Source organism: Mycobacterium shimoidei (assembly GCF_900417275.1).
Classification (GTDB): domain Bacteria; phylum Actinomycetota; class Actinomycetes; order Mycobacteriales; family Mycobacteriaceae; genus Mycobacterium; species Mycobacterium shimoidei.
The window spans coordinates 2176210-2196237 of sequence record NZ_UEGW01000001.1 but is presented as its reverse complement, the minus strand read 5'-3'; the positions used below and the strand labels follow the sequence as shown (position 1 = coordinate 2196237).

The following is a 20028-nucleotide window of genomic DNA, read 5'->3' as shown; positions in this document are numbered from 1 at the left end:
CTCAGACGATCGACAGCGCGATACCGTCGAGGATGTCGTGCTCACTGACGATCAACTCTTCGATGCCGGCCCGCTCGGCCAAAGCAAAAGCCAGCTCCTCCACCACGATTGCGCCCGCGCCGATCACGTCGGCACGGCCCTCGTGCATCGGTCCGAGCCCGGCGCGTTGCGCCCGTGTCATGCCGATCAACTCATCGCACACCTGCAGTAGTCGCTCGATGCCCACCCGGGAAAGGTGAATGGCCGCAGAGTCATACACCGTCAGGCCCGCAGCGAGCGCCGCAAGTGTGGTCATGGTCCCGGCGACGCCGACCCAAGTGCGGGCGCGCTGTACCGGTACGACCCGCAGCGCCTCATCGAGGCGCTCGCGGATCATCTCGCGGGCCGCGGCCATCTCCCGCGGTGTCGGTGGATCGGTGTGCAGACAGCGTTCCGTGACCCGCACGCAGCCGACATCGGCGGAAAAGCTCGCAATGACATCCGAATCGCCGAGCACGATCTCTGTCGACCCGCCGCCCAGATCAACCACTACGAAAGGTGCTTGGGCCGAGTCTAATTCATTTACCGCACCGCGAAACGAAAGCTGGGCCTCCTCGGTGCCGCTGATCATGTCGGCGGTTATCCCCAGCACGTCGGCCGTCATGGCGAAGAAAACATCGCGATTGCTCGCGTCGCGGGCAGCCGACGTCGCCACCATCCGCACCCGGTCCACGCCATGCGCGGTGCACAGCGCGGCGTAGTCGACGAGCGCCGCGCGGGTCCGGTCCAGCGCGTCGGCCGCGAACTTACCCGTTGCGTCCACGCCTTGCCCTAGCCGTACGATGCGCATCTCGCGGTGCACGTCGCGCAGCTGCCCGTCGACCGAGTCGGCGATCAAGAGCCGAATCGAGTTGGTACCACAGTCAATTGCGGCGACTCGGCTCATTCGCGCCGCTCCTCCTCATCGCTGCGCTCTGCATCGTCGCCGGCGCGCGTCACGTCCACTCCCCCGGCACCAAAATCCCCGCCATGGACGGCTGGCCGGCCAACACCGCCAGCGCTTCGTCGCCCAGCGGATTCACCCCGGGTCCTTTGGCCAGTGAGTGCGCGATCAGCACATGCAGGCACTTGACCCGGTCCGGCATACCGCCGGCGGACGTCGTGGTACCCAACGGCTCGATCGCGTCACGCTCGGCGAGATACGACTCATGGGCCCGCCGGTATGCGGCGGCCAGATCGGGGTCGCGGCGTAGTCGCTCGGTCATCTCCCGCATCATCCCCGACGACTCCAAGCGACCCGCCGCCGCGGTGAGCACCGGATGAGTCAGGTAGTACAACGTCGGAAACGGTGTTCCGTCAGGTAATCTCGGCGCGGTCTTCACCACACCAGGTTCACCGTTGGGACAGCGATAGGCAATTTCGAGCACCCCACGCGGTTCGCGCCCGAGCTGGCGGGCAACCGCGTCGAGATCGGCGGGATCAACCACCGGGCGGCGCAGGATTGGGGGCCGCGGGCTCTGGCGGCGGCGCGGGCGGTGGCGGTCCGTGCGGGGTGTCGGCGATGGTGTGCCACAGCGAGGTGTACCAGGGACCGGTGTTCGCCGCCGTGGGCCCGCCCTCGTGCTCCTCCCCGGGAACGGCCGCCGATGGCGGAAGCTGCACCTGATAGGGGACCTCACCGGGCATCACAAAGCCGAGCCGCTCGCGCGCCTGCGCCGCGATGTAAGCCGGATCACCGAGCTTGACTTTCTGTTGTTCGAGCTCGGCGATTTGGCGGCGCAACGCGGCTTCAGAGGCGGCCAACTGCTTCATCTCGGTGCGCTGCGCGAAATACGTGCGGACCGGCCCGGCGATGGTCAGCGTCAGTACGCAGACAACGGCGGCAAGTATCGCCGCGCGTCGCGCGGTCAGGCCCAAGCGCTGCTCGGAGCGTTGTTCGGCCGACTCGACAATCGCGCGTTTGATGGGCTCGATGACCTCGGGCACCGCACGTGCCCGTGCTTGTGCTGTTGACTTGCGCGGCCCGGCCCTACCCGGCTTCCCCCGGCTGGGCGCCGGCGAGCGCCGCTTGGGATCGGGCCGTTTCGCTTCGGGCATGGACCTTGCTACTTGGCTTCCAGTCCAAATCTGGGGAACGCGAGATCACCGGCGTATCGCGCGGCGTCGCCCAACGCCTCCTCGATTCGCAGCAATTGGTTGTATTTGGCCACGCGTTCGCTGCGCGCCGGGGCCCCGGTCTTGATCTGCCCACATCCGGCGGCGACGGCCAGATCGGCGATCGTGGTGTCCTCGGTTTCACCGCTGCGGTGGCTCATCATGGTGCGATACCCGCTGTGGTGCGCCAATACCACGGCGTCGAGCGTCTCGGTCAGGGTTCCGATTTGATTCACCTTGACCAGCAACGCATTTGCCGCACCCTTGTCGATACCTTCCTCCAGCCGTTCGGGATTGGTGACGAAAAGGTCGTCGCCGACGATTTGCACGCGGTCTCCGATCGCGGCCGTCAGCGCCACCCAGCCGTCCCAGTCGTCCTCGGACAGCGGATCTTCAATGGAGACAAGCGGATAGGAGTCGAGCAGCTCGCCGTAAAACCTAGTCATGTCATCGGCGCTGCGGGTGTCACTCTCGAAGGCGTAACCGGTGCCGTCGGTGTAGAACTCGGTGGCGGCCGCGTCCAGCGCCAACGCGACGTCGGCGCCGAGTTTGAAACCCGCCGATTCGATGGCCAAACCGATGACGTCCAGCGCGGCCTTGGTGCCGGGCACGTCAGGCGCAAAACCCCCTTCATCGCCCAACCCGGTGCTCAGGCCCTGCTTCTTCAGCTGTGCCTTGAGGGCGTGGTAAACCTCAGCGCCCCAACGCAACGCCTCGGAGAAGCTCGGCGCGCCGATCGGAGCCACCATGAACTCCTGGATGTCCACGCCTGTGTCGGCGTGCGCCCCACCGTTGAGAATATTCATCATCGGCACCGGAAGGATGTGCGCATTGGGCCCACCGATGTAGCGGAACAGCGGTAATTCGGCGGAGTCGGCAGCGGCTTTGGCGACTGCCAACGACACGCCCAGAATCGCGTTAGCGCCCAAGCGGGATTTGTCCGGGGTGCCGTCGAGGTCCACCAGCGCCTGGTCGACCAGGCGCTGATCGTCGGCGTTGAGTCCGATGACGGCCGGCGCGATCTCGTCGAGAACGGCCTGGACTGCCTTTTTCACGCCCTTGCCGCCGTAACGGTCGCCGCCGTCACGCAGTTCGACAGCCTCGTGCTCGCCAGTCGACGCACCGGAGGGCACCGCTGCCCGCGCGAACGTCCCGTCGATGAGCGCGACCTCGACCTCGACAGTCGGGTTGCCGCGGGAATCCAGGATCTCGCGGGCCCCGACCTGCTCGATTATGGGCACTGGGATCTCCTTGCCTCGTTGCCTGCCCTCAGTAGCCTAGAGCCTGCATCACAACGGGTGACCGGCCGCATAGGCGGTGGCCCAATCCCGCACCGAGCGCGCATAGGGATCCGAGTCGTTATAGGCCCGCAGCGCGGTGATCCACCCTCTCGGTGTGCTGAGATCCTTTCCGCGCCAACACAAGTAACCGGCAGCTGACAGCGCGGCATCGTCGATGTTGTCGACGCTGACAATTCCGTCGTTGTTGGCGTCCACCCCGTACAGCCGCCAAGTCTCCGGAATGAACTGCATCGGGCCCATTGCCCGCACCGTGCCGTCGTCGTCGGCGAGGTCGCCCGCTTCACTGTCGACGATGTGCATGGTCCCGCCGCTGCCGTCGAGGCGCACCCCCCGAATGGGCGGACGTACGTCGCCGTTGGGCGCCACGGTGGCGCGATGGTAGGTGCCGTGATGACTCTCGATTGCGCCGATGCCGGCCAGCGTCGTCCACGCGATATGGCAGTTGGGGTTCTCGACTTCAGCCACCCGCGCGGCATAGGCGTACGCCTCGAGCGCGATGACCGGAATTTTCAGCTTCGGCGCGCGGGCGGCCGCCCACTCATGGAGCTGGTCGGCGGGCCGGCCCTTGGCGTGAGTGTCGACTGGCGGTACGGGGTCGCCCGGGGGCGGCGGCACGCCCTTGGGGATGGGTGTGCCCAGCTGCCAGGTACAACTCGATGCCAACAGCAGCGCCGTCGCCCCCACGACAGCGAACGCGCGCAGCCAACGCACCGGCGACACGAAACTCCCCTGCTGCTCCCCGGAACCAGATTTCCCTCGACCATGGTCCCACGGGACAGGTTGCGTCGCCGCGTTCGCGTCGCGGTGTAGCCGATGGAATCTCCGTGTTGCGCTATTGCTCGGCGCGCACGACGCGCCAAGCAATGACGTGGAGAAGGTGGCGCTGTGCGAGTTCGTAGTCGGCGTCGGCGTGCAGGACCAGGAGGCGCCTGGCCGCCGCGGCGCCGCAGATCAGCAGTTCAACAACTCGACAGGGCGCGCACCGCATCCGCGCCGCCCAGCCGTCGCGCGCTGAATCGATCCACTGCTACACCGATTTCGGCACTCGCGCATCCGGGTAGACGTCACGGAAAATCTGATTCATCTGATCGAACTCGTTTCGCTGTGGTTCGCACGGTCCGACACCTCCGCTAAGAAGCGAAGAACTCCAGGCTCGCTGAGTTCCGGTTGTCGTTGACTCCGCCAGACCGCCGAGGAGTCCGACCGGGAAAGAGATCAAATCCCGAGGGTCTTCTCGTCAGCCCGCGCGGCGAGCCAGCCCCCTAGTCCCAGCCCTTCGCCTGCTCGCGGGACCGACGAATCGACGGGTAATACTGACAGCTCGTCAGTTGTGGAGTAGCTTAACGTTTGCTGAGAGAAAGCATACGACGCCGTTACCTTAATTCTCACCGGGCGGCTCGATGACTGGCCAGAGCAGCAATAAACGTAATCAGCGGTCGCGCAACGCCAAGGCGCGCAGTCATCGTCGGGTAGTCGGTCTGGGGGCCAGCGCCGGCGCCTTTCTGGCATTCGGGCACCGACATTTGTTGTCGATCGATGCTGCTCAGACAACGGACATCCTCATCGCCGCCACCGCCCTCCGCCCGATGCAGTGGTTATACACAGCAGTGCCGCGGAGGCTTGCTTAATGGTAAATTCCGTACCATGCGGACAACCATCGATTCAGCAGGGCGTCTGGTGATTCCCAAGCGGATTCGCGACCGCCTCGGATTGCATGGGAATGAGGAGGTGGAGATCACCGAGCGCGACGGGCGCATCGAGATTGAACCGGCACCGACCCATGTCGAACTCGCTCGGGAAGGGTCAGTCCTCGTTGCGCGACCGGACCGGCCGCTACCCGTTTTGACCGACGAGATCGTGCGCGAGACCCTCGATCGCGTGCGACGGTGATCGCACCCGATACCAGTGTGCTGGTTGCCGGTTTCGCGACATGGCACGAAGGGCACGAGTCCGCGGTGCGTGCGCTTGATCGTGGCGGCCGTCTGATTGCACACGCGGCGGTGGAAACCTACTCCGTTCTGACGCGGCTGCCACCACCCCATCGTGTTGCCCCCGTCGCCGTTCATGCCTACTTGGCGGACGTCACTTCCCGTGACTACCTGACGCTGGATGCACGCTCTTATCGTGTGTTGATCGACCGTCTCGCCGAGAACGGCATCACCGGTGGCGCAACCTACGACGCGCTGGTCGGGTTGACGTCGAAAGCTGCCGGAGCAACGCTATTGACTCGCGACCAGCGAGCGGTCGGAACCTACGAGCGGCTGCACGTCGAGTACGAACTGGTGACCTAAGGCCAGCAAGCCCGCCACTCCGCCTCGGTGATCGCCCCGAGCGGCGTCGCATCCAGCTCCTCGGGGACATCGGGCCCGCGCCGCTCGGCTGCAATCACCTGCTCGGTGGCGCGCACAGCATCTATGAACTCCAAAACCGCGGTGCGCAGGGCATTTTCGGCATCAACATCCGGACTCACCGTAATCGACGTGATCTCGGACGGAATCAGGTCGGCGGGCAGTCCCGCCGCACAAGCTCGCTGGACCGCCTTCTGCGCTAACGCCAAAGCCGGCTGTGCTGTCGGAACTCCGTCCATCACCGAACTACGTGGCCTCTCCAGGGCCTTGCGCTCCTCCCATTGAGCCAATTGCTCATCGAGCGAAATCGATTCCCCGGCAAGGACTCCCGGCACCCGGTTACCCAGCTTTCGCAACAGCGTGTCGGCCACGTCGTCGATGGTGAACGGGTGTTCCGGCGCGTCCTCGGCGATACGGGCGTGGAAGAGCACCTGCAGCAGTATGTCGCCGAGCTCTTCGCGTAGCTCGTCGGCGTTGCCGCTGCGCACCGCGTCGAAAAGCTCGTAGGTTTCCTCCAGCAGGAAACGCCGCAGCGAGTCGTGCGTCTGCTCGCTTTCCCACGGGCCGGCGGTGCGCAACTTGTCCATCATCGCCACCGCGTCGATCAGCCGTTCGCCGCGCGGGGAGTCCGGCGCCGAGATCAGCCGGTCGCCGGCGGCTAATCGCTCGACGACAGCCGGATGCTCGGGGTCGGACGACAACAGCACCGGGGCGTCGTCGCCGACATGCACCGGACGCGCGGCCGGCAGCGTCCAGGGCACCGCGACGGGTATCTCCTCGGTGTAGGCCACCTCACCGGTGAGCAACTCGATCGCTTCCACCGGAATCAACGACGGGCGGCGGGGGTCGACCAAAACGACTGTCATCGCGCTGATCGTCCCTGTCCGGCTGCGGTCACGGATTCGGCTATACCAAGCCCTGCCTGCGGTTTCCCGTCGAGCGCCGTGACCAAATCCGCCACCATGGCGACCAGTTCGAGGTCGCGGATCCGCGGTGCGCCGACCCCGCCCGCGCGGGGAATCGGCACCTGGACGGTCGCCGTCGTGGCGCGGTAATGCGCGCCCGGGTAGAGCCGCTTGAGTCGGACCTGGGCGGAGTCCGGCAGCGTCAGCGGCGACAGCCGCACCGTCGCCGCTGACGCAGCGCTCACCTCGGTGATCCCGGCCGCTCGGCACAGCAGCCGCAATCGCGCCACCGCCACCAACCGCTGCGCGGGTTCGGGCAGCGCGCCGTAGCGGTCGGTCAGTTCTTCGACGACGGCATCGATCGCGGCGTCGTCGGTGGCTGCGGCCAGCCGTCGGTAACCTTCCAGCCGCAGCCGGTCGCTGGGAATGTAGTCGGGCGGCAGGTGGGCATCGACCGGCAGATCGATTCGAACCTCCTTGGGTTCCTCGGCGCTGGTGACGGTTTCGCCGTCGGCGGCCGCCCGATACGCCTCGACGGCCTCGCCGACCAATCGGACGTACAGGTCGAAGCCCACCCCGGCGACATGTCCGGATTGCTCGACACCGAGCACGTTGCCGGCGCCGCGGATCTCCAGGTCTTTCATCGCGACCGCCATGCCGGCGCCCAGCTCGTTGTTCTGCGCGATGGTGGCCAGCCGGTCGTAGGCGGTTTCGGTCAGCGGGGCGTGCTGCGGATACAGGAAATAGGCGTAGCCGCGCTCACGGCTGCGCCCGACCCTGCCGCGCAGCTGGTGCAGCTGGGCGAGCCCGAAAGTGTCGGCGCGCTCGACGATCAGCGTGTTGGCGTTGGAGATGTCCAGGCCGGTCTCCACGATGGTGGTGCACACCAAGATGTCGTAGTCGCGGTTCCAGAACCCCTGCACGGTGCGCTCGAGCACGTCCTCGTTCATCTGCCCGTGCGCGACGGCGACGCGGGCCTCGGGCACCAGCGCCCGCACCCGCGCGGCGGCCGCGTCGATGGAGCTGACCCGGTTGTGTACGTAGAAGGCCTGCCCGTCGCGCAACAGCTCGCGCCGCAGTGCGGCGGCGATCTGTTTGTCGTCGTGCGGGCCGACGTAGGTCAGCACCGGGTAGCGCTCCTCCGGCGGGGTCAGGATCGTCGACATTTCCCGGATGCCGGCCAGGCTCATCTCCAGGGTGCGCGGGATCGGCGTGGCGCTCATGGTGAGCACGTCGACGTGGGTGCGCAGGCTCTTGATGTGCTCTTTGTGTTCGACACCGAAGCGTTGTTCCTCGTCGACGACCACCAGGCCGAGGTCCTTCCAGCGCACCCCGGTCTGCAGCAGCCGGTGGGTGCCGATCACGATGTCCACCGACCCGTCGGCCATGCCGTCGAGCACAGCCCGTGACTCGGTCGGGCCGGTGAACCTCGACAGGCCCTTGATGGTGACGGGGAACCCGGCCATCCGCTCGCGGAACGTCTCCAGGTGCTGGTCGGCCAGCAGCGTGGTGGGCACCAGGATGGCGACCTGCTTGCCGTCCTGGACCGCCTTGAACGCCGCGCGCACCGCGATCTCGGTCTTGCCGTAGCCGACGTCGCCGCAGATCACTCGGTCCATCGGTACCGGCTTTTCCATGTCGGCCTTCACCTCGGTGATGGCGGTGAGCTGGTCGACGGTTTCGGTGAACCCGAACGCGTCCTCCATCTCGGCCTGCCAAGGCGTGTCGGGGCCGAAAGCGTAGCCGGGCGCGGCCTGCCGCTTGGCGTAGAGCGAGACCAGCTCGCCGGCGATTTCGCGGACCGCTTTGCGGGCCTTGGTTTTGGTATTGGCCCAGTCGCTGCCGCCGAGACGGGAAAGCGCCGGCGCCTGCCCGCCGACATACCGGGACAGCTGGTCGAGTGCATCCATCGGCACGTAAAGCTTGTCGGTGTTGTCCGGGCCGCCGCGCCTGCCCGACGCGTACTCCAGCACCAGATATTCGCGGCGGGCGCCGCCCACGGTGCGTTCGGTCATCTCGACGAACCGCCCGATGCCGTGCTGGTCGTGCACCACCAGGTCGCCGGGGGTCAGCGCCAGCGGGTCGACGACATTGCGGCGCTTGGCGGCCAGGCGCTTGCCCTCGGGGGCGGTGACCCGGTTGCCGGTCAGATCGGTCTCGGTGACAACGACGAGGTTGGCCCCCGGTATCACCAGGCCGTCGTGCAGCGGACCTTTGAGCACCCCGACCACACCTTGCTTGGGCGGTGCGCCCGGCTCCAACATCGTTGCGGGCGTGTCGGATTCGGCCAGCTGCTCGACGACGCGGTGCGCGGTTCCGGTTCCGGGTGCGACGACGACCGCGAACCCGCCGGTGGCGACGTGCGCGCGCAGCATCGCGAAAATCTCGTCGATGTCGCGTTGATGGCCGCGGGCCGACGGCGCGGCACGCACGTCCAGTTCGATCGCCGACTCGTCGGAGAGCTGGCTCAGCGTCCACCACGGGTGGCCCGATTCGCAGGCGGCGCGGCGCACCTCGTCGAGTTCGCGAAAGCCCGATCCGCCCAGCTGCTCGACGTCCACCGGCGCGTCGCCACCGACCGCTGCCACCGACCAGGACGCCTCCAGGAACTCCCGCCCCGTCTTGATCAGATCCGCGGCGCGGGTCCGGACCTTTTCCGGGTCGCACACCAGCACCGGCGTGCCGTCGGCCAGCTGATCGGTGAGCAACGACAACTCGTCGGGGCGCAGCACCGGCAGCAGCGCTTCCATGCCGTCGACCGGGATGCCCTCGGCGAGCTTGGCCAACATGTCGGCGACACTGCCGACGACGGTGTTGTCGGTCGGCGGGTGTTGTTGGGCCAACGCCACGGCCCGGGCCCGCACGTCCTCGGTCAGCAGCAGCTCCCGACAGGCCACGGCGACCAGGCCGTCGACGTCGAGCTCGGGGATGGACCGCTGGTCGGCCACCGCGAACATCCTCATCTCGCTGACCTCGTCACCCCAGAACTCCACCCGCATCGGGTGCTCGGCGGTCGGGGGGAAGACGTCGAGGATGCCGCCGCGCACGGCGAATTCGCCGCGCCGGCCGACCATGTCCACGCGGGTGTAGGCCAGTTCGACCAGCCGGGCGATCACCGCTTCGAAGTCGATTTCGTCGCCCACCGCAAGGGTCAGTGGTTCCAGCTCACCGAGCTGCGGTGTCATCGGCTGCAACAGCGAGCGCACCGCGGTGACCACCACCTGCAACGGCGGTCCCAGCCGCGTGTCCTCGGGATGGGCCAGCCGGCGCAGCACCAGCAGTCGTCGGCCCACGGTATCGACGCCCGGCGACAGCCGTTCGTGCGGCAGCGTCTCCCAGGACGGGAACATCGCCACCGTGTCGCCGAAAGCACCCTGTAGTTCGGCGGTCAGGTCCTCGGCCTCGCGGCCGGTGGCGGTGACTACCAGTAGCGGGCCCTGCCGCGCCAAGGCACTGGCAACGAACAGCCTCGCGCTGGCCGGCCCGACGAGACTCAATTCGGCGGGTCGATCGGCGGCCTGCTCGATCAGTTGCGCAAAGGTGGGCGCACGAAGCGCCGACTCAACTAGCCCCGCGATCGGGGTTTCGGTCATGATCGCGCCACGACGATGCGGAGCTTAGCGATGAGGAGTGGTGCCATAATTTCCGTCATTCTATTCTTCGATCGATTCTTGTTGCGGCGCTGGGCAACCCGACGTGAGCGCCGCCACAGCGGGCGGTAGCGCAGCGAAAAACGGCAATATTGACGGCTACTCGTCCTGCAGGTGTGGATCGGCTTCCAGATGCGTCAACCCGTTCCACATCAGGTTGACCAGATGCGCGGCGACAACTTCTTTCTTGGGTTCACGCGTATCGAGCCACCACTGGGCGGTCATCGACACCGAGCCGACGAGCGCCTGGGCGTACAGCGGCGCCAACTCCGGGTCCAGGCCGCGACGGGCGAAGTCGCCGGCCAGGATCGAGCTGACCTGGCCGACCGCGTCGTTGAGCAGGCTGGAGTAGGTGCCCGAGCTGATTGCCGCCGGCGAGTCGCGGATCATGATCCGGAAGCCGTCGGTGCGTTCTTCGACGTAGGTCAGCAGCGCCAGCGCCACCCGCTCGACGCGCACCCGGGACCGGTTGTTGGTCAGCGACGAGGTGATGCCGTCCAGCAACGCCGACATTTCCCGGTCTACGACCACCGCGTACAATCCCTCCTTGCCGCCGAAATGCTCGTAGACCACTGGTTTTGAGACGTTGGCGCGCAGCGCGATCTCCTCGATCGAGGTGCCGTCGTAGCCGCGTTCGGCAAACAACGATCGAGCGATGTCGATGAGCTGATGACGCCGCTCGCTGCCGGTCATCCTGGCGCGCGGCGCACGCACTTCCTTGTCCGGCGCTGCCACGCCCTTCAGCGTATCGGGTTGCACTGGCCAAATTCCCGGCTCTCCACCTCAGACCGTGCCACGGTCTGCGTCACCGGGCAGCTAGAGTCGTCGCTGGTACTGATCCGTCGTGGTGTAATCGGCAGCACATCAGATTTTGGTTCTGAGAGTTCAGGTTCGAGTCCTGGCGACGGAGCTTGCATTTTCGCGTCCCCTTTGCCCTGAGCGTGCATGAAATGACACGCTTGACGGCGTGTCGGCGGACAAACACGCACACTCGCGGCAGGAGCCCTCATGACAGCTCACGGTGACACCGCCGTCCTCGTGCTGGCGGCGGGAGCCGGCACCCGGATGCGCTCGGACATTCCCAAGGTGCTGCACCCGATCGCCGGCCGCAGCATGCTGGCGCACTGCCTGCACTCCATCGCCAAGCTGGCCCCGCAGCATCTGGTGGTGGTGCTCGGCCAGAACCACGAGCGCATCACCCCCGTCGTCGGCGAGCTGGCCTGCACGCTCGGACGGCCCATCGACGTCGCGATGCAGGACAAGCAGCTCGGGACCGGGCATGCGGTGCTGTGCGGTCTGACCGGGCTGCCCGACGACTTCGGCGGCGTCGTCGTCGTCACCTCCGGAGACATTCCGTTGCTCGACGCCGACACCCTGGCCGACTTGATCGCCGCGCACGGCTCGCATTCGGCCGCGGTCACCGTGCTGACCACCACGCTGCACGATCCCACCGGCTACGGCCGTATCCTGCGCACCCAGGACCACGAGGTGATCGCGATCGTCGAGCAAGCCGACGCGACCCCCTCGCAACAGCAGATCCGCGAGGTCAACGCCGGCGTCTATGCGTTCGACATCGGCCCGTTGCGCTCCGCGTTGAGCCGGCTATCGGCCGACAACGCCCAACACGAGCTCTACCTGACCGATGTGATCTCCATCCTTCGCCAGGACGGACAACTGGTTGCTGCTCGGCATGTCGCCGACAGCATGCTGGTGGCCGGCGTCAACAACCGGGTCCAGCTCGCCGAGCTCGGCGCCGATCTGAACCGCAGGATCGTCGCCAACCACCAGCTGGCCGGGGTCACCGTCGTCGACCCGGCGACCACCTGGATTGACATCGACGTCAGCATCGGCCGAGACACCGTGATCCAGCCCGGCACCCAGCTGCTGGGCGGTACCCGCATCGGCCGCAACTGCACGATCGGCCCGGACACCACCTTGACCGACGTCACCGTCGGCGACGACGCATCGGTGATCCGCACCCACGGCACGGAGGCGGTCATCGGCGACGGAGCCCACGTCGGGCCGTTCACCTACCTGCGCCCGGGCAGCGTGCTGGGCGCCGAGGGCAAGCTGGGCGCGTTCGTCGAGATCAAAAACTCCACCGTCGGCACCGGCACCAAGGTGCCGCACCTGACTTACGTCGGCGACGCCGATATCGGCGAGCACAGCAACATCGGCGCGTCCAGCGTGTTCGTCAACTACGACGGCGAATCCAAGCAGCGCACCAAGATCGGCTCGCATGTGCGTACCGGCTCGGACACCATGTTCGTCGCTCCGGTCACCGTCGGCGACGGCGCCTACACCGGGGCCGGAACGGTGGTGCGCGAGGACGTTCCGCCGGGGGCACTCGCGGTATCGGCCGGCCCGCAGCGCAACATCGAGAACTGGGTGCAGCGCAAGCGGCCGGGCAGCGCCGCCGCGCGGGCCGCGGAGAAAGCGCAGTCCGATGAAACCCAGTGACGTTTCTGTCCCTATTATTTGGTCGGGCCAGTAGGCTCAACCATCTCGATCCGAACGGCGGGACATCACGTGAGCCACGACTGGACCGACAACCGCAAGAACCTGATGCTCTTCTCGGGGCGGGCGCACCCCGAGTTGGCCGAGCAGGTTGCCAAAGAGCTCGACGTGCATGTCACGGCCCAGACGGCGCGCGACTTCGCCAACGGGGAGATCTTCGTCCGATACCAAGAATCGGTACGTGGCTGCGACGCGTTCGTCCTGCAGTCCTACCCGGCCCCGGTCAATCAATGGCTGGTCGAACAGCTGATCATGATCGACGCGCTCAAGCGCGGCAGCGCCAAGCGCATTACTGCGGTCATGCCGTTCTATCCCTACGCCCGCCAGGACAAGAAGCATCGCGGACGCGAACCGATCTCGGCGCGTCTGGTCGCTGATCTGCTCAAGACCGCCGGCGCCGACCGGATCGTGACGGTCGACCTGCACACCGATCAGATCCAGGGCTTCTTCGACGGGCCGGTCGACCACATGCGCGCCCAAAACCTGCTCACCGGCTACATCAAGGACAACTACGCCGACGGCAACATGGTGGTGGTCTCCCCCGACTCCGGCCGGGTGCGCATCGCCGAGAAATGGGCTGACGCGTTGGGCGGTGTCCCACTGGCCTTCATCCACAAGACACGCGATCCGCGGGTGCCCAACCAGGTGGTGTCCAACCGAGTGGTCGGCGAGGTGGAGGGCCGCACCTGCGTGCTGATCGACGACATGATCGACACCGGCGGCACCATCGCCGGAGCCGTCAAGTTGCTGCACGACGAGGGCGCCAGTGACGTGATCATCGCGGCCAGCCACGGTGTGCTGTCGGAACCGGCGTCGCAGCGGCTGGCCGAATGCGGCGCGCGCGAGGTGATCGTCACCAACACACTGCCGATTGGGGAGGACAAGCGCTTCGGCCAGCTCACGGTGCTGTCCATCGCACCGCTGCTGGCCAGCACGATTCGTGCGGTATTCGAAAACGGTTCAGTCACAGGCCTTTTCGATGGGGACGCATAGATGTCAGACAACGTTATCTACCACAACCCTCGTTGCTCGACCTCTCGCAAAACATTGGAACTGTTACGCGACAACGGGATTGAGCCAACAATAATCGAATATCTCAAGACGCCGCCCACTCGCGAGCAGCTCGCCCAGATGATCCGCGACGCCGGCATCAACGTACGCGACGCGGTGCGCAAAAACGAAGACGTTTACCGCGAGCTGGGCCTTGACGGTGCCAGTGACGACGAGCTACTGGACGCGATGATCGCGAACCCCATCCTGATCCAGCGGCCATTCGTGGTCACCGCCAAAGGGACTCGATTAGGACGGCCGGTCGACGCCGTCCGCGAAATTCTGTGAGGCGCCTGCTTTTGGCAGCCGCGCTGATACTCACCGCCGGCTGCGGGGCGCAAACGCCTGACTATCAGTCGATCTGGACGACGACCACCACAACGACCACTCCCACGACGACCGAGGAGCAGGTCCCGTTTGCGCAGTACCTGCGCACCAACAGCATTGGCGAAGAGCAAGTTGCGCCCGACTCGCTGCCCGACCTGACCGTGTCGATGCCCATACCACCGGGGTGGTCGAAGCACACGCCACCCAACATGCCACCGGCAACCGTGGTGATCACCAAGGGCGACGATTTGTACCCGAACGCGATGCTGAACGTCTTCCAACTCCACGGAGACTTTGATCCACGCGAAGTGGTCAAACACGCCGACGCCGATGTCTTGATGTCGTCGAACTTCAAAAAGCTGGACGGCTCCGACGCCGACTTCCACGGTTTCCCGTCCTCGATGATCCAGGGCACCTTCGACCTCACCGGCAAGCGGTTGCACACCTTCAACCGGGCCGTCATCGCCACCGGGTCGCCACCCGCCAACCAGCGTTATCTGGTCGAGTTCTCCGTCACCAGCCTCGCCGAGCAGGCGGTAGAGGAATCGGGCGACATCGAAGCGATCATCAACGGGTTCACTGTCGCGGCCAAGTAATCTCGGGTGCTATGAGCGCCTGGACTGCCGCCGACCTGCCGTCGTTCGCGGGGCGCACCGTGATCATCACCGGCGCCAACAGCGGGCTGGGCGCGGTGACCGCCCGCGAATTGGCGCGCGTAGGCGCCCAAGTCATCATGGCGGTGCGCGACACCGGCAAGGGCGAAGCCGCCGCCGCACAGATGACCGGTGATCTCGAAGTGCGCAGACTCGATCTGATGGATCTGGCCTCGGTGCGCCAGTTCGCCGACGGCGTGGACGCTGTAGATGTGTTGATCAACAACGCCGGGATCATGGCCGTCCCGCACACAGTCACCGCCGACGGCTTCGAAAGCCAGATCGGCACCAACCACCTCGGTCACTTCGCGCTGACCAATCTGCTGCTGCCCAAACTCACCGACCGCGTGGTCACGGTGTCATCGATAGCGCACGTGGTGGGCCGCATCAGCCTCAAAGACCTCAACTGGACGTCGCGGCCGTACTCGGCGTGGCTGGCCTACGGGCAGTCCAAGCTGGCCAATCTGCTGTTCACCAGTGAGCTGCAGCGACGCCTGACGGCGGTCGGCTCGCCGCTGCGGGCGCTGGCCGCCCACCCGGGGTACTCGCGTACCAACCTGCAGGGCCACTCCGGGCGCCGGTTGGCGGACGCATTGATGGCCATCGGAAATCGGCTGGCCACCGACGCCGACTTCGGCGCGCGGCAAATCCTGTATGCCGCCTCGGCCGATCTGCCCGGCGACACGTTCATCGGGCCCCGCTTCGGGATGCTGGGCCGCAGCAAGCCGGTTTGGCGCAGTCCACTGGCCCGCCGCGCCGACACCGCCCGGGAACTATGGGAGCTTTCCGAGCGGCTGACAGACACCAAATTTCCGCTGTGACGCGCTGATGCGCTAACCTGACCGGGCGTCACGGCGAGGGCGGCTGACCTTTCCAGCCGCCGTTATCGACGGGGACCGTCTTACGGTTGTCGCGATGCTGGCCGTGCCCCGACCAACAGGAGCGACACCATGGCCAAAGCCTCTTCCGCTAACCAGCTGACCGTCTCGGTACGCACCGAGACCGGTAAGGGCGCGTCCCGCCGGGCCCGCCGCGCGGGCAAGATCCCCGCGGTTCTCTACGGTCACGGTGCCGATCCGCAGCACCTGGAGCTGCCCGGACACGACTTCGCCGCGGTGCTGCGGCATTCCGGCACCAACGCGCTGCTGGCGCTCAAAATCGACGGCAAAGAGCAGCTGGCGCTGACCAAAGCGCTGGACATCCACCCGATCCGGCACACCATCCAGCACGCCGACCTGTTGCTGGTGCGCCGCGGCGAGAAGGTGGTGGTCGAGGTCACCGTCGAAGTCCAGGGTGAACCGGCCCCGGGCACCCTGGTCACGCAGGAGACCAACACCATCGAGATCGAGGCCGACGCGGTGGCCATTCCCGAGCAGTTGACGGTTTCGATCGAAGGCGCCGAACCGGGCACCCAGTTCACCGCCGGGCAGATCACCCTGCCGTCAGGGGTGACGCTGGTGTCCGACCCCGACCGCCTGGTTGTCAACGTGGTGAACGCGCCGACCGCCGAAGACCTCGAGGCCGAGGGTGCCGGCGAGGTGCCCGAGGCCGAGGCTGAGGCTGAGGCTGAGGCCGAGGCGCCGGCCGAGGAGGCCGCCGAAGCCGAGGAAACCCCGGCGTCCGAGTCCGAGTAGCGCATGGCCGAGCCACTCTTGGTGGTCGGCCTGGGCAACCCGGGACCAAACTACGCGGCGACCCGCCACAATCTCGGGTTCATGGTCGCCGACTTGCTCGCCGCGCGGCTGGGGTCGAAGTTCAAGGCGCACAAGAAGTCCGGCTGCGAGATTGTCACCGGTCGGCTCGGGGGGCGTTCGGTGGTGCTGGCCAAGCCGCGCAGCTATATGAACGAATCCGGGCGCCAAGTGGCGCCATTGGCCAAGTTCTACTCGGTGCCACCCGCGGACATCATCGTCATCCACGACGACCTCGACCTCGATTTCGGTCGGATCAGGCTCAAGCTCGGGGGCGGCGAGGGCGGCCACAACGGGCTGCGATCAGTGGCGGCCGCATTGGGCACCAAGGACTTTCAGCGGGTGCGCATCGGCATCGGACGTCCGCCGGGCCGCAAGGACCCGGCAGCGTTCGTGTTGGAGAACTTCACCGCGGCCGAACGTGTGGAAGTCCCGACGATCTGCGAGCAGGCCGCCGACGCCGCCGAGCTGTTGCTGCAACTGGGCCTCGAGCCGGCCCAAAACGTCGTGCACGCCTGGTAAGTACGCCCGAGATCTAGGTGACCAGCTGAACGGAGGTGGACCGCCGCAGCTTGCCCGACGGGGTCTTGGGAATCGTGCCCGGGCCGAGCACCACGACATTGCGCGGCCGCACATCCACTTCTTTGACGACCTCGTGGGCGACCTGGTGCTCGATGCGACGCACCTCGGCGGGATCCTCGAACGCGTTGGACTCCACCGCCACGGCGAACGTCTCGCGGGAATGCCCGGCGTCGAGCCGTACGGCCACCGCGCAGCCCGGACGGACCCCCTCGACCCGGCAGGCGGCCCGCTCGATGTCGGTCGGGTAGATGTTGCGGCCGGCCATGATGATGACGTCTTTGACCCGGCCGCATACCACGATGTGGCCCTCCTCGGTCAGGTAACCGAGGTCGCCGGTGTCATACCAGCCGTGTTCGTCCTGCGCCGGGATGAATCCACCCATGGTGATGTAGCCCGGCGTCACCGGCTCCCCGCGCAGTTCGATGACGCCGACGCCGCGGGGCGGCAACACATTGCCGTCCTCGTCGACGATGCGGACCTCGATGCCGTCGAGCACTGGCCCCAGGGACGCCAGCCGGCGGGTGTTTCCCTTGGTGGCCGGCACCGCGCGGCGCAGGGCAGCCAACAGATCGGCATCCACCTCGTCGACGTGCAGCCCCGTCTCCACCGGCGAGAACGACACCGCCAGCGTGGTTTCGGCCATCCCGTAGGCCGGCAGAATGGCCTCCGGCCGCAACCCGAACGGCCGGCCCGCGTCGATCAGGTCTTCGACGTCGGCCGGGTCGACGGGTTCAGCGCCTGACATCGCGATCCGCAGGCTCGACAGGTCGAACTGGCCGGGTTTGGCCTGCTTGCGCAGGCGCTTGGCGAACAGCGAGTAGGCGAAGTTGGGGCCGCAGATGAAGGTGCCCTTGTACTTGTCGATCAGCTTGGCCCACAGCAGCGTGTCGCGCAGGAAGTCCATCGGGGTGACCTTGACCAGCTCGGCGCCGAAGTACATCGGCACCGTCAAGAAACCGATCATGCCCATGTCGTGGAAGCAGGGCAGCCAGCTGATCATCACGTCGGTGTCGATGTTGTACTTCACGCCCACGAACATCGCCTCGACGTTCGAGTACACGTTGCGGTGAGTGATCTGGACGGCTTTGGGAGATCCCGTCGAACCGGACGTCAGCTGCATCAGCGCCAGATCGTCTTCCCCGGTCTCGATCGGGTCGGTCGGCTCGGCGGCCAACAGCTGCTCGACGGTCAGCACCTTGACGCCGCGCTCCTCCAGCACCGGTATGGCGGCCATGAAGGGCTCCGAGACGATGACGGCCTTCGCCTCGATCATGTCGATGACGGTGGTGGTGTCCTTCGCCCACGCGGCCAGGTCGGTACGTGGCGTGGGCTGGTGCAGCATCGTCAGGCTGGCGCCGCGCATCCACAGCCCCTGCGCCGTCGGCGCGATCTCCACCGGCGCTCCAACCAGGACCCCGATCGCGTCGCCGTGGCCGATTCCGGCCGCGAGCAGCCCACCGGCCACCCGGCGTGCGCGCTGATGAACCTCCAGCCAGGTGTGCCGGACCGGCTCGTGTGGTTCGCCGGTCACCATGCCGTTCTTGCTCTCGTGAGCGTTGCGGAACATGTTCTCGGTAAACCTGCTCACGAAAACCTCCTCGGTTTCAACGCAACGCCGCTGAATATCAGGCTGCCCCTGCCCAGGGGCGTTGCACAGTAGGCGCGCGCACACAATTGGGGAGCGGTTGTGTCTCGAATCGGTAGTGGATCAGTAACCTCGTGCAACGTCGCGACGTCGGTGGGGACACGGCCGCAGCCGCGACCCATCGGGTTCACCGAGCACCCATCGGCCTGCTCGGCAGGCGATGGGATTGGACGCAGGCTCTGACCACTACTCGTCACCGCCGAACATCTTAAACTCCTCTTAAGGAACTGCCAAACTCTGCAGTCAGATCGCCTCATACCCCGGTGACGGGCGCCGGTACCACCCGGGCGCCGTGCACCGGGCCACTGGCAACCCGCACCGTGCGGCATACCCCGGCACCGGATAACTGAATGCCGATGTCGACCGCCGCCGACGCCGACGAGCACAGGAACGCGCACGTTGGACCGGAGCCGGACACGATACCCGCCAGCGCGCCGGCCTCCTCGCCGGCCCTCAGCACGCGGCGCAAGTCCGGATGTGCGCTCACCGCGGCGGCTTGCAGCTCATTGCCCAGCAGCGGCGCCAGCTGCTCCGGGTCGCCGGCGGCCAGCGCCGCCAGCACCGGCCCGGGTCCTTCCAGCCGCGGCGGCGCCCCGGTCTTGCGCAGCCGGTCGAGTTCGCGGAAAACGGCCGGCGTCGCCAGTCCGCCCTCGGCAAACGCCAGCACCCAATGGAAGGTGTTGCGTGCCAGCACCGTGGCCAGTTCCTCCCCCCGGCCGGTCCCCAACGCGGTGCCACCGTGCAGTGCGAACGGCACATCGCTGCCCAGCCGCGCGGCCAGCGCGTGCAGGTCGCGGCGCGGCACGCCGAGCTCCCAGAGCGCGTTCATCGCGACCAGCACCGCGGCGGCATCCGCGCTGCCGCCGCCCATGCCGCCGGCCACCGGAATGGACTTCTCGACGGAGATCGCCACATCCGGGGCCCGGCCGACGTGGTCGGCCATCAGTTCGGCGGCCTGCCAGGCCAGGTTGCTGGCGTCGGTGGGCAGCTCGTCGGCGCCCTCTCCGGTCAGCTCCAGCGACAGCACGTCGGCGTTGCGGACCGTCACCTCGTCGACCAGGGAAACCGCGTGAAAGACCGTCGTCAGCTCGTGGTAGCCGTCGTCACGCCGGTCGCCCACGGCCAGATAGAGGTTGATCTTGCCGGGCGCCCGCACGGTGACCGACCCGGTGGGCACCCATTGAGCAGCGGTACTTCCGTCCAACGGCACCGCACGAGACTATCGC

19 protein-coding genes and 1 tRNA gene are annotated in these 20028 nt (G+C 66.8%); 10 read left to right on the top strand and 10 right to left on the bottom strand.

Translation table 11 applies throughout. The features are described from left to right. Position 1 precedes the first annotated feature (1 nt). The 5 genes from MSP7336_RS10820 to MSP7336_RS10800 are packed head-to-tail and all read right to left on the bottom strand — an operon-like array spanning position 2 to position 4154. Positions 2-925 (bottom strand): Ppx/GppA phosphatase family protein, encoded by a 924-nt coding sequence (locus tag MSP7336_RS10820; RefSeq protein ID WP_113963680.1) that lies wholly within the window; start codon positions 923-925, stop codon positions 2-4. A 49-nt stretch (positions 926-974) separates the two neighbouring features. Then, entirely contained in the window at positions 975-1466 is a 492-nt protein-coding gene (locus MSP7336_RS10815) for a DUF501 domain-containing protein (protein ID WP_069396102.1), read from the bottom strand. Next, the gene (locus MSP7336_RS10810) at positions 1459-2076 is read right to left on the bottom strand and encodes an FtsB family cell division protein (RefSeq protein WP_069396103.1); all 618 of its coding nucleotides are present in this window, start codon (positions 2074-2076) and stop codon (positions 1459-1461) included. Before MSP7336_RS10810 ends, MSP7336_RS10815 begins: the two co-directional genes overlap by 8 nt. Before the next feature lie 8 nt (positions 2077-2084). After that, the gene (gene eno / locus MSP7336_RS10805) at positions 2085-3374 is read right to left on the bottom strand and encodes a phosphopyruvate hydratase (protein ID WP_113963679.1); all 1290 of its coding nucleotides are present in this window, start codon (positions 3372-3374) and stop codon (positions 2085-2087) included. Positions 3375-3422: 48 nt separating this feature from the next. After that, positions 3423-4154 (bottom strand): lytic transglycosylase domain-containing protein, encoded by a 732-nt coding sequence (locus tag MSP7336_RS10800; RefSeq protein ID WP_069396105.1) that lies wholly within the window; start codon positions 4152-4154, stop codon positions 3423-3425. Between the two features lie 924 nt (positions 4155-5078). Between MSP7336_RS10800 and MSP7336_RS10790 the strand changes: the two genes are divergently transcribed. Then, on the top strand, positions 5079-5324 hold the full coding sequence (locus MSP7336_RS10790; RefSeq protein ID WP_069396106.1) for an AbrB/MazE/SpoVT family DNA-binding domain-containing protein: 246 nt from the start codon (positions 5079-5081) through the stop codon (positions 5322-5324). Then, positions 5321-5725 (top strand): type II toxin-antitoxin system VapC family toxin, encoded by a 405-nt coding sequence (locus MSP7336_RS10785; protein ID WP_113963678.1) that lies wholly within the window; start codon positions 5321-5323, stop codon positions 5723-5725. The genes MSP7336_RS10790 and MSP7336_RS10785 overlap by 4 nt, the downstream gene beginning before the upstream one ends. On the opposite strand, the gene MSP7336_RS10780 is transcribed toward MSP7336_RS10785, so the two are convergent. From MSP7336_RS10780 to MSP7336_RS10770, 3 genes are all read right to left on the bottom strand, one after another. Then, the gene (locus MSP7336_RS10780; RefSeq protein WP_069396108.1) at positions 5722-6648 is read right to left on the bottom strand and encodes a nucleoside triphosphate pyrophosphohydrolase; all 927 of its coding nucleotides are present in this window, start codon (positions 6646-6648) and stop codon (positions 5722-5724) included. The two genes, MSP7336_RS10785 and MSP7336_RS10780, sit on opposite strands and share 4 nt — an antisense overlap. Next, complete coding sequence (gene mfd / locus MSP7336_RS10775) at positions 6645-10280, bottom strand: transcription-repair coupling factor (RefSeq protein WP_113963677.1); 3636 nt, start codon at positions 10278-10280, stop codon at positions 6645-6647. Before mfd ends, MSP7336_RS10780 begins: the two co-directional genes overlap by 4 nt. Before the next feature lie 156 nt (positions 10281-10436). Continuing rightward, entirely contained in the window at positions 10437-11030 is a 594-nt protein-coding gene (locus MSP7336_RS10770) for a TetR/AcrR family transcriptional regulator (RefSeq protein ID WP_181786965.1), read from the bottom strand. Positions 11031-11175: 145 nt separating this feature from the next. Here MSP7336_RS10770 and MSP7336_RS10765 point away from each other — a divergent pair. The 8 genes from MSP7336_RS10765 to pth all read left to right on the top strand — a co-directional run bounded on the left by MSP7336_RS10765 (position 11176) and on the right by pth (position 17097). Beyond that, positions 11176-11247 (top strand) — tRNA-Gln (locus MSP7336_RS10765). Positions 11248-11345: 98 nt separating this feature from the next. Continuing rightward, positions 11346-12797: a bifunctional UDP-N-acetylglucosamine diphosphorylase/glucosamine-1-phosphate N-acetyltransferase GlmU gene (glmU, locus tag MSP7336_RS10760; protein ID WP_069396110.1), complete on the top strand. Its 1452-nt coding sequence runs from the start codon at positions 11346-11348 to the stop codon at positions 12795-12797. A 69-nt stretch (positions 12798-12866) separates the two neighbouring features. Then, positions 12867-13847, top strand: coding sequence for a ribose-phosphate diphosphokinase (locus MSP7336_RS10755; protein ID WP_069396111.1), 981 nt, complete (start codon positions 12867-12869; stop codon positions 13845-13847). Continuing rightward, positions 13848-14192, top strand: coding sequence for an arsenate reductase (glutaredoxin) (arsC, locus tag MSP7336_RS10750; protein ID WP_069396112.1), 345 nt, complete (start codon positions 13848-13850; stop codon positions 14190-14192). After that, a complete protein-coding gene (locus MSP7336_RS10745) occupies positions 14189-14827 on the top strand; it encodes an LpqN/LpqT family lipoprotein (protein ID WP_069396113.1) in 639 nt (212 codons plus the stop codon). Before arsC ends, MSP7336_RS10745 begins: the two co-directional genes overlap by 4 nt. A gap of 11 nt (positions 14828-14838) precedes the next feature. Further along, positions 14839-15705 (top strand): oxidoreductase, encoded by an 867-nt coding sequence (locus MSP7336_RS10740; protein WP_113963676.1) that lies wholly within the window; start codon positions 14839-14841, stop codon positions 15703-15705. Between the two features lie 129 nt (positions 15706-15834). After that, positions 15835-16518: a 50S ribosomal protein L25/general stress protein Ctc gene (locus MSP7336_RS10735; RefSeq protein WP_113963675.1), complete on the top strand. Its 684-nt coding sequence runs from the start codon at positions 15835-15837 to the stop codon at positions 16516-16518. A gap of 3 nt (positions 16519-16521) precedes the next feature. Next, positions 16522-17097 carry an aminoacyl-tRNA hydrolase gene (pth, locus tag MSP7336_RS10730; RefSeq protein ID WP_069396116.1) on the top strand — a complete coding sequence of 192 codons (576 nt, stop codon included), beginning with the start codon at positions 16522-16524 and terminating at the stop codon, positions 17095-17097. Positions 17098-17110: 13 nt separating this feature from the next. On the opposite strand, the gene MSP7336_RS10725 is transcribed toward pth, so the two are convergent. Continuing rightward, positions 17111-18745 carry a fatty acyl-AMP ligase gene (locus MSP7336_RS10725; protein ID WP_069396117.1) on the bottom strand — a complete coding sequence of 545 codons (1635 nt, stop codon included), beginning with the start codon at positions 18743-18745 and terminating at the stop codon, positions 17111-17113. Positions 18746-19055: 310 nt separating this feature from the next. Next, positions 19056-20012, bottom strand: a complete 957-nt coding sequence (locus tag MSP7336_RS10720; protein ID WP_181786695.1) for a 4-(cytidine 5'-diphospho)-2-C-methyl-D-erythritol kinase — start codon at positions 20010-20012, stop codon at positions 19056-19058. Positions 20013-20028 lie beyond the last annotated feature (16 nt).

Coding starts and splice junctions, on each gene's coding strand:
- MSP7336_RS10740 (WP_113963676.1), top strand. CDS start 14,839: ATGAGCGCCTGGACTGCCGCCGACCTGCCGTCGTTCGCGGGGCGCACC.
- arsC (WP_069396112.1), top strand. CDS start 13,848: ATGTCAGACAACGTTATCTACCACAACCCTCGTTGCTCGACCTCTCGC.
- MSP7336_RS10820 (WP_113963680.1), bottom strand. CDS start 925: ATGAGCCGAGTCGCCGCAATTGACTGTGGTACCAACTCGATTCGGCTC.
- MSP7336_RS10735 (WP_113963675.1), top strand. CDS start 15,835: ATGGCCAAAGCCTCTTCCGCTAACCAGCTGACCGTCTCGGTACGCACC.
- glmU (WP_069396110.1), top strand. CDS start 11,346: ATGACAGCTCACGGTGACACCGCCGTCCTCGTGCTGGCGGCGGGAGCC.
- MSP7336_RS10770 (WP_181786965.1), bottom strand. CDS start 11,030: ATGACCGGCAGCGAGCGGCGTCATCAGCTCATCGACATCGCTCGATCG.
- MSP7336_RS10790 (WP_069396106.1), top strand. CDS start 5,079: ATGCGGACAACCATCGATTCAGCAGGGCGTCTGGTGATTCCCAAGCGG.
- pth (WP_069396116.1), top strand. CDS start 16,522: ATGGCCGAGCCACTCTTGGTGGTCGGCCTGGGCAACCCGGGACCAAAC.
- MSP7336_RS10780 (WP_069396108.1), bottom strand. CDS start 6,648: ATGACAGTCGTTTTGGTCGACCCCCGCCGCCCGTCGTTGATTCCGGTG.
- mfd (WP_113963677.1), bottom strand. CDS start 10,280: ATGACCGAAACCCCGATCGCGGGGCTAGTTGAGTCGGCGCTTCGTGCG.
- MSP7336_RS10810 (WP_069396103.1), bottom strand. CDS start 2,076: ATGCCCGAAGCGAAACGGCCCGATCCCAAGCGGCGCTCGCCGGCGCCC.